The sequence below is a fragment of the Silvimonas terrae genome (assembly GCF_014202765.1).
In the GTDB taxonomy this organism is placed as follows: domain Bacteria; phylum Pseudomonadota; class Gammaproteobacteria; order Burkholderiales; family Chitinibacteraceae; genus Silvimonas; species Silvimonas terrae.
The window spans coordinates 476,379-489,271 of record NZ_JACHHN010000001.1 but is presented as its reverse complement, the minus strand read 5'-3'; the positions used below and the strand labels follow the sequence as shown (position 1 = coordinate 489,271).

General features: G+C 62.4%; 8 protein-coding genes. 4 read left to right on the top strand and 4 right to left on the bottom strand.

Going from position 1 to position 12,893, the window contains the following annotated elements; all coding sequences use genetic code 11:
* The first annotated feature begins 466 nt into the window (after nt 1-466).
* From HNQ50_RS01945 to recD, 4 genes are all read left to right on the top strand, one after another.
* Complete coding sequence (locus HNQ50_RS01945; RefSeq protein WP_184096996.1) at nt 467-799, top strand: hypothetical protein; 333 nt, start codon at nt 467-469, stop codon at nt 797-799.
* A gap of 66 nt (nt 800-865) precedes the next feature.
* Complete coding sequence (gene recC / locus HNQ50_RS01940; RefSeq protein ID WP_184096994.1) at nt 866-4,267, top strand: exodeoxyribonuclease V subunit gamma; 3,402 nt, start codon at nt 866-868, stop codon at nt 4,265-4,267.
* The gene (gene recB, locus HNQ50_RS01935; RefSeq protein WP_184096992.1) at nt 4,260-7,904 is read left to right on the top strand and encodes an exodeoxyribonuclease V subunit beta; all 3,645 of its coding nucleotides are present in this window, start codon (nt 4,260-4,262) and stop codon (nt 7,902-7,904) included. The genes recC and recB overlap by 8 nt, the downstream gene beginning before the upstream one ends.
* Complete coding sequence (gene recD / locus HNQ50_RS01930) at nt 7,901-9,892, top strand: exodeoxyribonuclease V subunit alpha (protein ID WP_184096990.1); 1,992 nt, start codon at nt 7,901-7,903, stop codon at nt 9,890-9,892. The genes recB and recD overlap by 4 nt, the downstream gene beginning before the upstream one ends.
* A gap of 306 nt (nt 9,893-10,198) precedes the next feature.
* On the opposite strand, the gene HNQ50_RS01925 is transcribed toward recD, so the two are convergent.
* The 4 genes from HNQ50_RS01925 to HNQ50_RS01910 all read right to left on the bottom strand — a co-directional run bounded on the left by HNQ50_RS01925 (nt 10,199) and on the right by HNQ50_RS01910 (nt 12,893).
* Complete coding sequence (locus HNQ50_RS01925) at nt 10,199-10,495, bottom strand: DUF2325 domain-containing protein (RefSeq protein ID WP_184096988.1); 297 nt, start codon at nt 10,493-10,495, stop codon at nt 10,199-10,201.
* 642 nt (nt 10,496-11,137) lie between these two features.
* Entirely contained in the window at nt 11,138-11,794 is a 657-nt protein-coding gene (locus HNQ50_RS01920) for a DUF1345 domain-containing protein (RefSeq protein WP_184096986.1), read from the bottom strand.
* 68 nt (nt 11,795-11,862) lie between these two features.
* Nucleotides 11,863-12,195, bottom strand: coding sequence for a DUF2185 domain-containing protein (locus HNQ50_RS01915; RefSeq protein WP_184096984.1), 333 nt, complete (start codon nt 12,193-12,195; stop codon nt 11,863-11,865).
* 50 nt (nt 12,196-12,245) lie between these two features.
* On the bottom strand, nt 12,246-12,893 hold the full coding sequence (locus tag HNQ50_RS01910; RefSeq protein ID WP_184096982.1) for a DUF4142 domain-containing protein: 648 nt from the start codon (nt 12,891-12,893) through the stop codon (nt 12,246-12,248).

Here is a 12,893-nt window from a genome sequence, read left to right as displayed (position 1 = left end):
GGTTCATATTGTTGTGGGTGATAGCGCCTGACGGCACGGGGTTGAAAGGCATTTCATACCCGGGGAGCCGGGCCCACGTTACTTTCTTTGCTTCGCCACCTCGGCGGACCCCTCCGTCAGTCGGAGCCTAAGGTCTCCCTCCGCTCCTTCGGCGCTTGGCTTTAATGGGGGAGGAGAACCAAAAGCAACCCCAACAGCAACAACCCCCATACCACTGACTCGTCATTCCGGCCTTGAGCCGGAATCCAGCTGCAATATCCGCAAGGATGCAGCCGTCAACTCGCCCCCTCCACTTCCTCATTCCCGACCTCGGCGGCCCCTCTTGGCCGGAATCTAGCAGCACCCTTGGCACTCCACCACTACAAAACCACCACCCCGCCGCCCACCCCGTAATCCCGTCACATCCGTGATGGCATGAACAAACCATCGTGCCAAACTACCGGCATTGCCCCCCGGACTCTCCCTCATGCGCCCGCTCCTGCTTTGTCTCTCCCTGGTCTGTGCCGCCGTCGCCCACGCCGATCAGCGTTACAGTTGGGATTGCCGCGACAGCCAGCACAAGCCGCCACCAGGCAAGACCATTGCCGCGCTGCTGGCACCTGGCCAGCGCCATTTCATCCTCGGTGAAGACGGCCCAACCCGGCAGTTGATTGGCGTTAAACAGGCCGGTGTATGCAGTACCGCCACACTGATTGTGGGCGGCACGCGTTACGACTGTGTTCCGGCCCGGCCAGTGGATGGTCAGGGGCGTCCGGGCGCGCTGGTCAAACGTGCGGATTGCGATGCTGCGGGCCAATAAGCACAGGCAGTCTTTGGTACACTGACCCCCATTCCCGCCCCATACCAGAGCCTGCCCGACCCTCTCATGACCGAACAGATCACCCCTGGTTTGCTGGTGCTGCATGGCAACCGGCTGGAAGACCTGCGTACCACCGTCTTTAGCTGGCTCACCGCCCACCCGCTGGCGCCGCTGGAAGAAGAAATCCTGCTGGTGCAGAGCAATAGCATTGCAGAGTGGCTCAAGCTGTGTCTGGCGCAAGAGACGGGGATCAGTGCGGCGGCATCGGTGCAATTGCCGTCGCAATTTCTGTGGCGTACTTACCGGCAGATGTTGGGCCCCATCGCCGTACCGCAGGTCTCGCCGCTGGATAAATCCCCGCTGGCGTGGCGCTTGATGCGTATTTTGCCCACGCATCTCTCCGCCCCGCATTTCGCACCGCTACAACAGTTTTTGCAGGACAACGATGCCGGACGCCTGTGGCAACTGGCGCAAAAGCTGGCGGACTTGTACGACCAGTATCAGGTCTATCGGGCAGACTGGCTGACCGACTGGGCCGCCGGGCATGATCAATTACGCCGGGCCGATGGCAGCATGGCGCCACTGCAGGAAGACCAGCGCTGGCAAAGCGCCCTGTGGCGTGCGCTGTTGGCTGATGTGCCGGAAAACCTGCGCCACACCAGCCGGGACGCGATTCATACCCGTTTTTTGCAAGCGGTGGCGCAGCGCGCGGCGCCCAACGCGGCCTTGCCGCGCCGCGTGGTGTTGTTTGGCGTGTCCGCCCTGCCCATGCAGACCCTGCAAGCACTGGCCGCGCTGGCAGAGCGCTGCCAGGTGATTCTGGCCGTGCCCAATCCGTGCCAGTACCACTGGGCCGATATCATTGATGGCCGCGAGTTGCTGCGCGCCGCGCGCCGTCGGCATGCCCTGCGGGGCGGCGTGGATTTGTCGCGCTATCAACTGTCTGAAATGCATGTGCAAAGCAACCCGCTGCTGGCAGCCTGGGGCCGGCAAGGGCGGGATTTTGTCCGCATGCTTGATGAATTTGACGATGCCCTGGCCGCACAGCAGCGTTTCCCCGATACACGCATCGACTTGTTCGATGATAGCGAAGGGCAAACCCTGCTGGCCCAGGTGCAAGCGCGTATCCGTGATCTGCAAGCACCGGATGGCGCACAAACGCCAGTGGCCCAAACTGATCGATCCATCGTCTTTCACGTTGCGCACAGCGCGCAGCGGGAAGTGGAAATCCTGCACGACCAGCTGCTGGACCTGTTTAACGAGCCCGCCAGCACCCCGCCGCTGACCCCGCGCGATATCGTGGTGATGGTGCCGGATATCGAAACCTTTGCCCCGGCGATTGAGGCCGTGTTCGGGCAATACGAACGCAGTGATGCGCGCTTTATTCCCTGGCTGATTGCCGACCAGAAAAACCGCGGTATCAACCCGCTGATGAAAGCGCTGGAATGGCTGTTGCGGCTGCCCGAACAACGCTGCCGGCTGTCCGAAGTACGTGACCTGTTTGATGTCCCCGCGCTGGCCCGCCGGTTTGGCGTGGCAGAGGCTGATCTGGAACGTCTGGCGCAATGGAGTGTGGGTGCGGGCGTGCGCTGGGGCTTATCAGGCGAGCAGCGCGCGCAACTGGGTCTGTCGGCCGTGGGTGAGCAGAACTCCTGGCTGTTTGGTTTGCGCCGCATGTTGCTGGGCTTTGCCAGCGGTGACGACGCCCCGTTTGCCGGGATCGAACCCTACCCGGAGGTCGGTGGGCTGGATGCAGCCATTGCCGGCTCGCTGGCCGCGCTGGTAGAGCAACTGATCCACTGGAGCGCCACCTTGCTGCAACCGCGCACGCCGGCCGAGTGGAGCGAAGCCGGCCGCGCCTTGCTGGCGGCGTTTTTTGAATCTGCCAATGACAGCGAGCGGCTGACGCTGATCGCTATCGACACCGCCTTGCAGCGCTGGCTGCATGCTTGCGAACTGGCCGGTTATACCGATCCTGTCGCCCTGCCGGTGTTGCGCGAAGCCTGGTTGTCCCAGGTCGACGAACCCACCCTGGACAAACGTTTTCTGGCCGGTGGCGTCACCTTTTGTACACTGCTGCCCATGCGCGCCATTCCTTTCCAGGTGGTGTGCCTGCTGGGTATGAATGATGGCGATTATCCACGCCAGAACCAGCGCGCCGACTTTGACCTGCTGGCCCTGCCCGGCCAGTACCGGCCGGGGGATCGCTCCCGCCGCGATGACGACCGCTACCTGATGCTGGAAGCCTTGCTGGCCACACGCCGTACCCTCTATATCAGTTGGGCCGGCCACAGCCCGCGCGACAACAGCGAGCAACCGGCCTCCGTGCTGGTGTCCCAGTTCCGGGACTATCTGGCCGCCAACTGGCAGGCCGGGGTGCTGGACCGCCTGACCACGCACCACCCGCTACAACCCTTTAGCCGGCGCTATTTTGAAGGCGGCAACTTGCACACCTGGGTACGGGAATGGCGCGACGCCCATCAGCAATCTGTTGCAACAGCCCCGCCACCGGCCGTCGTAGCAGCAGAAGCACCCGGCCACGTCACGCTTTCTTTGCTGCGCCAGTTTCTGGCCAACCCGGTCAAAGTGTTCTTCCAGGAACAACTGAAAGTACGCTTTGCCGATCTGGCGCTGGTTGAAGACAACGAAGAACCCTTTGTGCTTGATGGTCTGCAAACCTGGCAAATGGTGGCGCAGTGGCTGGATCAGGCGCACGCGCAGCCCGACCCGGCAGCACTGGTCCATGCCGCCGTGCGCGCCAGCCGCAGCGGCGAATTGCCCATTGGCCCCATGGGGGAACGCACCCAGGCGGCCCTGCTGGCGCAGGTTGAACCCATGTGGCAACGCTGGTTAAGCCTGATGGCGCACTGGCCGGATGATGCGCCCAGGGTACGCCTTGCAGCCAGCCACGCCGGGGCCCTGCTGGAAGACTGGCTGGATGGCTTGCATCAGCGGGCCGGGGACACCGCCTGGCTGATGCTCAACCCGGGTAATCTGACCAGCAAAGGCAAGGTGCGCGCCGATAAACTGCTGCTGCCGTGGTTGCGCCAACTGGTCACGGCGGCCAGCGATATCCGCATGACGGGCATTATTGTTGCGCGCGATGCCGTGCTCACGCTGGCACAGCCCGATGCCGCCACAGCCCGCGAGACACTTGAAACCCTGCTGGCGGCCTGGGCCGAAGGCATGCGCCGGCCGCTGCCCTTTGCCGTGGCCACCGCGCTGGCGGCGCTGGCCGACAACGGCAAGCCGGCGGATGTGTATGAAGGCACCGGCCCGCTGGGCCTCACGCCAGAATCAGCCGAGCCGTGCCTTGCCCGCACCTGGCCGGACTTTGCTGTGCTGAGCGCGGATGGCGAGTTCCAGCATTACGCCGAAACCCTGTTTGCGCCTCTGGCTCACTGGGCCAACGAACACATCAAGGTCGAGCCCTGGGGTAGCGCTGACGAGGAGGCCGAACATGCCTGATGCCAATCGCCTGCAGGCTATTTCTTTCCCGCTGTATGGCAGCCGTTTGATTGAGGCCAGTGCAGGTACGGGCAAAACCTGGACCATCGCCGCGCTGTATATCCGGCTGATTCTGGGACACGGCGGCGACAATGCCTTTGCCCACGCGCTCTTGCCGGCGCAGATCCTGGTCATGACCTTTACCCGGGCCGCAACGCGTGAACTGTCTGACCGCATCCGCGCCCGGCTGCTGCATGCGGCGCATTGTTTCCGCGGTGAGGCACAACCGGCCGCTAGCGACACATTTTTGTGCGATGTGTTGGCCAGTTATGAAGATGAGCCGACCCGGAACGAAGCAGCGCACCGCCTGGCCATGGCGGCAGATGCCATGGATGACGCTGCCGTTTTCACCATCGACGCCTGGTGCCAGCGCATGCTGCGCGAGCATGCGTTTGACAGCGGCAACCTGTTCAACGAAACCCTGCTGCAAAATGAAGATGAACTGCGGCTGGATGCCACGCGCGATTACTGGCGCAAACATGTTTACCAACTGGATGCCGCCTGCGTCGACGCCATTCTGGACCTCGCCCCTACGCCAGACCGACTGGCGCGGCGGCTGAGCGATCTGCTGCGGCTGGATGAACGCCCGGCAGCCCAGCCCCGGTTCTTTGAAGCGCTGGCCAGCCAACTGGCCCGGCTGGCTGAACTGGAAAACGCCGCCCGCGCCGCCTGGCTGGCCGACGATGCGCACCTTGCCCAGGTGTGGGAAGACGCGTTCAACAGTGACTGGCTGCAAAAACCCAAATACAACCACGCCAGTAGCCCCTTCGCGCAGCGCCTGCAAGCCATCCGCAACTGGGCTGGCGGGGGTGCGGCCACCAGCAAGATGCTGGAAACGTGGTTGCCCAACATGGTGCCCACGCCAGAACACTTCAAGAAAACCACGACCGCAGAACAGCGCGCCCGGCTGGATCACCCCTGGCAAGACCACCTGCTGCGCTGGCTAGAGGCGCGCAATGCGCTACCCGCTTTGCGCTCCGGCCTGTTGCTCCATGCGGCGGACTGGGTGGCACGCCGCATGAGCCAGCTGAAAAAACAGGCGGGCGTGTACAGCTTTGCTGACATGCTGCAGCGGCTGGATACAGCCCTGGCCGGCCCCAACGGTGACACGCTGCGCGAACGCATCCTGGCGCAATACCCGGTCGCCTTGATTGATGAATTCCAGGACACTTCGCCGCGCCAGTACCGCATTTTCGACCGGCTTTACCGCGCCGCCGATAACAACCCGGCCCAGGCGCTGCTGCTGATTGGCGATCCCAAGCAATCCATTTACGGCTTTCGCGGCGCGGATATCCACAGCTATTTAGCGGCTCGGCGCGCTACGGCCGGACGGCATTATGTGCTCGATACCAATTACCGCTCCACCAAAGGCCTGGTGCGGGGCGTGAACCGCCTGTTTGAGTACGCAGAACACAGTTTTGAACAAGGTGCGTTCCGCTTCCGGGTGGGGGCGGATAACCCGCTGCCGTTTGAATCCGTCCAGGCTGCCGGCCGGTCGGAACAACTGCAACGCAGCACCGGCCCCGTACCACCGGTCACGCTGTGGCACGGCAATAGCAAACTGACGGGCAAGGAATATCAGCAGCACTTTGCCGCCCTGTGCGCTGAAGAAATCGTCACCCTGCTGAACGATGCCCACGCCGGATTTGTTGCGCCAGAACGCACACGCCGGCTGGAACCGGCCGACATCGCCGTGCTGGTCCGCTCCGGTAAAGAAGCCGCCGTGGTACGGCGTGCCTTGCAGCAGCGTGGCGTTGCCAGCGTTTATCTGTCTGATTCTGATTCCGTATTTGATAGCGCCGAAGCCGCCGACCTGCAGCGCTGGCTGATGGCCGTGGCGGACCCGCTGGATAGCCATCTGGCCCGCGCCGCATGGGCAACTGCACTGGCAGACCTGGACCTGGCTACGCTCACGCAGCTCGCCACCGCCGATGTCGCGTGGGAACTGCGGCTGGAAACCCTGAAAAACCTGCGCCAGCGCTGGCGTCGTTACGGCGTGCTGGCCATGGTGCGCGAACTGCTGCACACACTCTCACTCCCGGCGCGTTTGCTGGTAGCCCCGGGGGGGGAGCGCCGGCTGACCAATCTGTTGCATCTGGCAGAACTGCTGCAACACGCCAGCCAGCAACTGGAAGGTGAACAGGCGTTGATCCGCTGGCTGGCCGAACAAATCACTGGCACGCGTGAGGCCGGTGATGAAAAGATCGTGCGGCTGGAAAGTGATGCGGACCTCGTCAAGGTGGTCACTGTCCATAAATCCAAAGGGCTGGAATATGCCCTCGTCTTCATGCCCTTTGCCTGCACCTGGTTTGAAGGTAAAGACCAGACCGTGATCCGCTATCTGGATCAGACCGGTCAGACCCAACTGGATTTCGACCAAGGGACACAAGCCGTCAGCGCCGCTGGCATCGCCCGCTTGCAGGAAGACTTGCGCCTGTTTTACGTGGCAGCTACCCGCGCCCGCCATGCCCTCTGGCTGGGAGTCAGTGAATTCACCATTCAACGCAGCAGCAAGCTGCAAAAAAGCGCCATTGGCTATTTGCTCAGTGCAGGAGAAGGCTTGACCGAGGCGACGCTGCTGGACGCGCTGACCCGGCTCAAGGGCGAAAGTGCGGATATCGAGTTGCAGGCCATTAGCCTGGAACACTGCCCCATCACGCCCATGACAACGCGTGACCTTGCTGTGCCGCTGGTTGAAATGCCCCCCTACCGGGGCGAGATTGACACCCGCTGGCAGATTGCCAGTTTCTCTGGCCTGATCCGCGACATGCAGCACGCCGCGCTGCCGGCCCCGGAAACCGCGCGTGATGAAACCCTGCAAGAATCGGCAGAGCCCGCCACCAGCACCAGCACAGCGGTCGCCGCCGACAAGGCACCGTGGCACCAGTTTCCGCGCGGGGCACTGCCCGGCACGCTATTGCATGACCAACTGGAATGGCTGGCGCGCGAAGGCTTTGCGCTCGTCATCCAGCGCCCGGACGATTTTGCCGACCGGCTGGGCCGCCGCTGCGAGCGTCTGGGCTGGGCCAACCGTAAAACGGAAGTCATTCACTGGTTGAGTGAACTGGCGCAAACCCCGTTGCAACCGATCGCGACACCGCTCACGGCGCTGCACCATATCCTGCCGGAAATGGAGTTCTGGTTCCCTAACGAGCAGATTTCCAGCGCCACCATCGACGCGCTTTGCAGCCAGCATCTACTGGGCGGCCAACCGCGCCCACACCTGGCCGAGCGCGAATTGCGCGGCATGATCAAGGGCTATTGTGATCTGGTGTTTGAACACGACGGGCGCTACTGGATTCTGGATTACAAATCCAACGCGCTGGGTGCCGGCGACGCCGATTACACCCTGGACGCGCTGGAACGCGCCATGGCCGCGCATCGTTACGACGTGCAAGCCGCGCTCTACCTGCTGGCTCTGCACCGGCTGCTCCGTCAACGCCTGGGCGCGCGCTACAACCCGGCCACGCAACTGGGCGGCGCCATTTACCTGTTCATGCGCGGCCTCAAAGGGCCCCAGCAAGGCTGCTACGTGGTGCCCGCCAATCTGACCCTGCTGCAACAACTGGATGACACCATGCGGGAGCCGCAAACATGATACGGCGCGTCGATACCCACAGCGGTGATCTGTTTGCAGACGCTCCCCTACTGGATCGCGCCAGCCTGTTTGCACTGCTGGCGCAATGGACCGAGGCCGGCTGGCTGCGCCAGCTTGATGGGGCCTTTGCGCGCTTTCTGGCCGATCTGGACCCGCAAGCCAGCCCGGCCACCCTGATCGCGGCCACCCTGCTGGCGCATATGGAAGGCCGCGGCCATAGCTGTCTGCTGCTCGACGAACTGGCAAGCGATCCCGCCACGCTGCTGGCCTGGCCCGTCGCCGCACTCAACGCCTGGCAAGCCCTCGCCCCGGCCCTGCCGCACACCGCCAAAGACTGGCAGGCAGAACTGGCCCGCAGCCCGGTGGTGACACAGGATGCCACTCATGACACCGCGCCACTGATCCTGGCGGGCCATCGCCTCTATCTGCGCCGTTATTTCCGCTACGAGCACAATGTGGCAAACGCCGTCCAGTTACGCACCACCCCTGCCGCCGCGACAGAAGCCCCCGTGCGCGCCTGGCTGGACCGGCTGTTTGTCGCGACCGCAGACAGCGAGCCCGACTGGCAAAAAGCCGCCTGCGCCATTGGTACACGCGGCCAGCTTGCCATTGTGACGGGCGGCCCTGGCACCGGTAAAACCTACACCGTAGCGCGCTTGCTGGCCTTGTTGCTGGCCACCGCAGACAACCCGGACACCTTGCGGGTGGCCCTGGCCGCCCCCACCGGCAAGGCTGCCGCACGCCTCAAACAATCCATCGACGGCGCCTTGCAAGAGCTGCAACAAAAAGTGGGGGACGACCTGCCACTGACGGCCTTTGCCGAACGTGTGGGTGCCGCGCGCACGCTGCATAGCCTGTTGGGCGCCCGCCCGGACACACGCAAGTTTCGTTATCACGCTGGCAACCCGCTGGAAGTGGATGTGCTGATTGTGGATGAAGCGTCGATGATCCATCTGGAAATGATGGCCGCCTTGCTCGACGCCCTGCCCGCCAGCGCACGGCTGATTTTGCTGGGCGACAAAGATCAGTTGGCTTCGGTCGAAGCCGGCGCGGTGCTGGGCGATCTATGCCGTGATGCAGAAACCGGCCGCTATACCGCCGATACGGCCGGTTTTGTCGCCCGCACCACCGGCCAGCAGTTGCCAGAACGGTATCTGGGCGACGGCAACGCGCTGGCGCAACAGACGGTCATGCTGCGCGTAAGCCGGCGCTTTGGCGGCCCCATCGGCCAGTTGGCGCTGGCCGTGAACCGGGGCGACACCCAGAGCGCATTCACGGTGCTGACCGCCACTGACGCCGCCGTGCAATGGCGTAACCACGCCAGCCCGCAAGAAGTGGTGAGCCTGGCCTTGGGGGGCCGCGCTGGTGCAGCGGGTGGCTATAGCAGCTATCTGGAGATCATCAAAAGCCGCCCGCGTGACCCGGATGGCTATGAGGATTGGGTGCGCACCGTGCTCACCGCCTTTGAGCGTTTCCGCATTCTGTGCGCCGTGCGCGATGGGGACTGGGGTGTCACGGGCCTGAACAAGGCTATTGAAACGGCATTGGCCGCGCAGGACTGGCTGCCGCGCAACCGGGGCGAGTGGTATGTAGGCCGCCCGGTGATGATCACCCGCAATGATCCAGGCATGCAGGTGTACAACGGCGATATCGGCATCACCCTGCCCGATCCGCAAACCCAGGCGTTGCGTGTGTATTTTCTGGATGGGCAAGAGATACGCAAAGTGCTGGCCAGCCGCCTGGCGGACGTCGAAACGGCCTTCGCCATGACAGTACATAAATCCCAGGGGTCGGAATTCGAACACACCGTACTGGCCCTGCCCGCAGATGCCAGCCAGATCCTGACCCGGGAACTGGTCTACACCGGCATCACCCGCGCCCGCACGCATTTCACGCTGGTCACCGCCAGCCAGCAAGGGTTCGAGCAAGCACTGGCCCGCCGCACACGCCGGGCCAGCGGCTTGTATGAACGGCTCACCGGTATCTGACCAGCCCCCCGGCAGTGGTCTTGGTTGCCGTGACCACCCCGGATTCCCGCTCCGCTTCATCCGGGCTACGTGTGGTGATGCCGAAAAAGCATGACTCGTAGCCCGGATGGAGCCGAAGGCGGGAATCCGGGGTGGCGATGTCCGCAAGAACGGCATTCTGGTGCTGGAATAATGCGTGGGACGGCGGGCATCAATATTGCAAATGGCGCAAACCCGGATTGCCGCTACCCCGCTGCAACGGCCATCCGTCGCGTTCGGTCACTTGATGGGCCCCCCCCAAGGGGCGCGGCTTCATCCGGGCTTCTGTCAGTTTCTGGTCTGCCGCATCATCGGCTCCAGCGACTGTTCCAGGTCGCACACCGAGCGGCGGCAAGCCACGAAGCGGATATTGTTTTGCGTGGCCAGTTGCCGGTAATTGCGCATGACGTTGTGGCCCATGAAATCGGTAAACAGAATGATCAAATCCGCCCCGCGCGCGCTGGTCGGTTTGCGTTGATGCGAGGCATCCCGCCCGGTCAGATGCGCGGTGATGCGGATGCCGTAGCGATCCAGCAATTGCGGTATGTTGCCGAGGCGATCTGCCCCGATCAGATAAGCATTCATGTGCTCCCCTTGCCCGCCCGATGGGTGTAGGCGTGTGGTCAAGGTAGCACTGGCCATTAAATAACAACAAAGAATATTAAATTAGGTTTTTATAACCAATTTTTATTCGTAGAGTGTGAGTGCCGGTATGCCGGTTGCAACCTCTTTTTTTTGCATACCACCACATCGTCATTCCGGCCCTGAGCCGGAATCCAGGTGTAAACGTTTGTGCCGAAGGCACTGCAAATGGTTTTTCGTGGTTTGCCAAGGTAAGCCCACCTACGGCGGGCGGGCTGGATTCCGGCTCAAGGCCGGAATGACGAAGTAATGGGATGCAGAACGCTCATTCTTGCAAACCGACGGTATGCGTGGCTGGGTTGCTTTTGACTTGCCTTCCCTTCGGCAGCATCCGTAGCCCGGATGAAGCGAAGCGGGAATCCGGGGTGGCGATATGGGCAAGAATGGTTTTTTGTTGCTGGCGTGGAAAACAAAAAGCAGGACATCAATCAATATTGCATTCGGCGCAACCGCAGATTCCCGCCTGCCCCGCTGCTGCTGCCATTCGCAACGTGTAACGGCTTTGCGGGGGCACCCGCCAAGGGGCGTGCTCCATCCGGGCTACGGCGTGGTTTCAGTTACCGGATTCCCTCCCCACAAAAACCATCACCCCAACAACCCCGCCGCCACATTAATCGACAATCCCAACACACTCATATTGAACAAAAAGGCCAGCACCGACTGCGCCAGCACGGTCTTGCGGGTGCGGCTGTCGCCCACCGCCACATCGGCCGTCTGGCAGGCTACGGCAATGGTGAAAGAGAAATACAGAAAATCCCAATACGTCGGCTCTGGCGGCTTGTCCGGGAACAACAGCGGTTTACAGGGGCCGTCTTCAGCGGTGTAAAACAGGTGCGCGTAATGAATGGCGAACGAGGTCGGCAACATCAGCCAGGCCCCCGCCAGCGTGATCCCGGTGAACCCGATGTGGGCCAGTTGATGAATACCGGATGTCCCCTTGGCCGAAGCCAGTTCCACCAGAATGGTCGCCAGGCTGACCACACACCCGACACACACCAGCGCCAGGACAATTTCCGCATTTTCATCCTGCGCCAAAGCAATCCGCCGGATCTGCGCGGGCTGGGCCCGGATCATCAGCCACCACACCATCAAGAGGTAGGCCCATACGGCCAGGTTCCAGCAGGCCAGCCCCCGGCCTGCCAGCGAGCCGTGCAGCGGCAGGACAAAAAAGCTGACCAGGCCCAGGGCCAAGGCCAGCGCCAGCCGTGGGCGGGCGGTCATGAAAGTGGGTAACGCGCGCATGGCCTCGTCTTTGGGTTCAATGAACCGGATAGAACAAAGGCCGGAAAGACCGGCCCTGAAGTGGTTGATCAGTCGTCTTCGCTGACGTCGTAAAACACACCTTCATGCTTGTCGAACGCCGCGCCGACCGGGGCATCCAGAAACTCGACGATGCTGGGGTCGCAATTGGCGACCAGGTTGATGTCGACCAGATTGAAGTGTTTGGGATTATCCAGGTAGCGGTCATCTTCTGCGCCACTGAAAAAGCGCCAGCCGCTGTCTTCGGCGTCTTCTGGCTCTTCGCGCACCATGTAGCCGACGGGTTGGCCGTCCACCACGATCAGATCAGTCACCATGCACAGGCCTTTTTCAGTCGCCAGTGCTTGCAGTTTGTGGGTATCGATTGCGTATTGTTTTTGCATGATGGTGCTCACGGGTAAAGCATGAGCATACCCGGTTCCCGCCCGCATCGTCAGCCACGGCTGGAGGGCAGTTTCTGCAGGTAGTCCAGATGGGCCTTGAGCACGGGCAAAGTCTGCCTGGCCAGCGCCACCACCTGAGGATCGCTGCCGTTGGCGACTTCTTGCGACCACGCCACCACGGCATCCTGACTGGCTTTGGTCTGGATCTTGATCCATTCAGCCTCGAATTTGTCACCCTGCAAACCGTAGAGGTGTTCCATATCCTGCTGCTGGGCAGCATCCGGGGCGGAGGCGTCCTGGCGTTGTTTTTGTTGCGCCAGGGTTTTGAGTTTCAGGCTGATCACACCATGATCTTCAAACAGTTTGCTTGCCAGTGTTTTGATCGCGGGCGCCAGGGCTTGCTGCATGGCCATGCGTGCCAGGTCTTGCCCGGTGATGGCGGTGCGCTGTGCTTCTGCCAGAAAAGAAGCATCCTGCTGCGAGAGCTTGGCCTGTGGAGCTGCAGCGGCCGGCGCATTATTGGTCGATTGTGGCGCGGCGCCAGGCTGACTTTGCGCCGCATCGGCCAGCATGGTGGCGGCCATCAACGACAGTGCCAGTGCCGGCGTCAGCAGAAATTCACTGGCGTAAGCGTGCACGTCATGGCGCAAGCGCTGCGCATTATTCAGCAAGTTGAGTTGCGGTCTGGCATTGGGCAT

Coding starts and splice junctions, on each gene's coding strand:
- recC (WP_184096994.1), top strand. CDS start 866: ATGACCGAACAGATCACCCCTGGTTTGCTGGTGCTGCATGGCAACCGG.
- recD (WP_184096990.1), top strand. CDS start 7,901: ATGATACGGCGCGTCGATACCCACAGCGGTGATCTGTTTGCAGACGCT.
- HNQ50_RS01945 (WP_184096996.1), top strand. CDS start 467: ATGCGCCCGCTCCTGCTTTGTCTCTCCCTGGTCTGTGCCGCCGTCGCC.
- recB (WP_184096992.1), top strand. CDS start 4,260: ATGCCTGATGCCAATCGCCTGCAGGCTATTTCTTTCCCGCTGTATGGC.
- HNQ50_RS01920 (WP_184096986.1), bottom strand. CDS start 11,794: ATGCGCGCGTTACCCACTTTCATGACCGCCCGCCCACGGCTGGCGCTG.
- HNQ50_RS01915 (WP_184096984.1), bottom strand. CDS start 12,195: ATGCAAAAACAATACGCAATCGATACCCACAAACTGCAAGCACTGGCG.
- HNQ50_RS01910 (WP_184096982.1), bottom strand. CDS start 12,893: ATGCCCAATGCCAGACCGCAACTCAACTTGCTGAATAATGCGCAGCGC.
- HNQ50_RS01925 (WP_184096988.1), bottom strand. CDS start 10,495: ATGAATGCTTATCTGATCGGGGCAGATCGCCTCGGCAACATACCGCAA.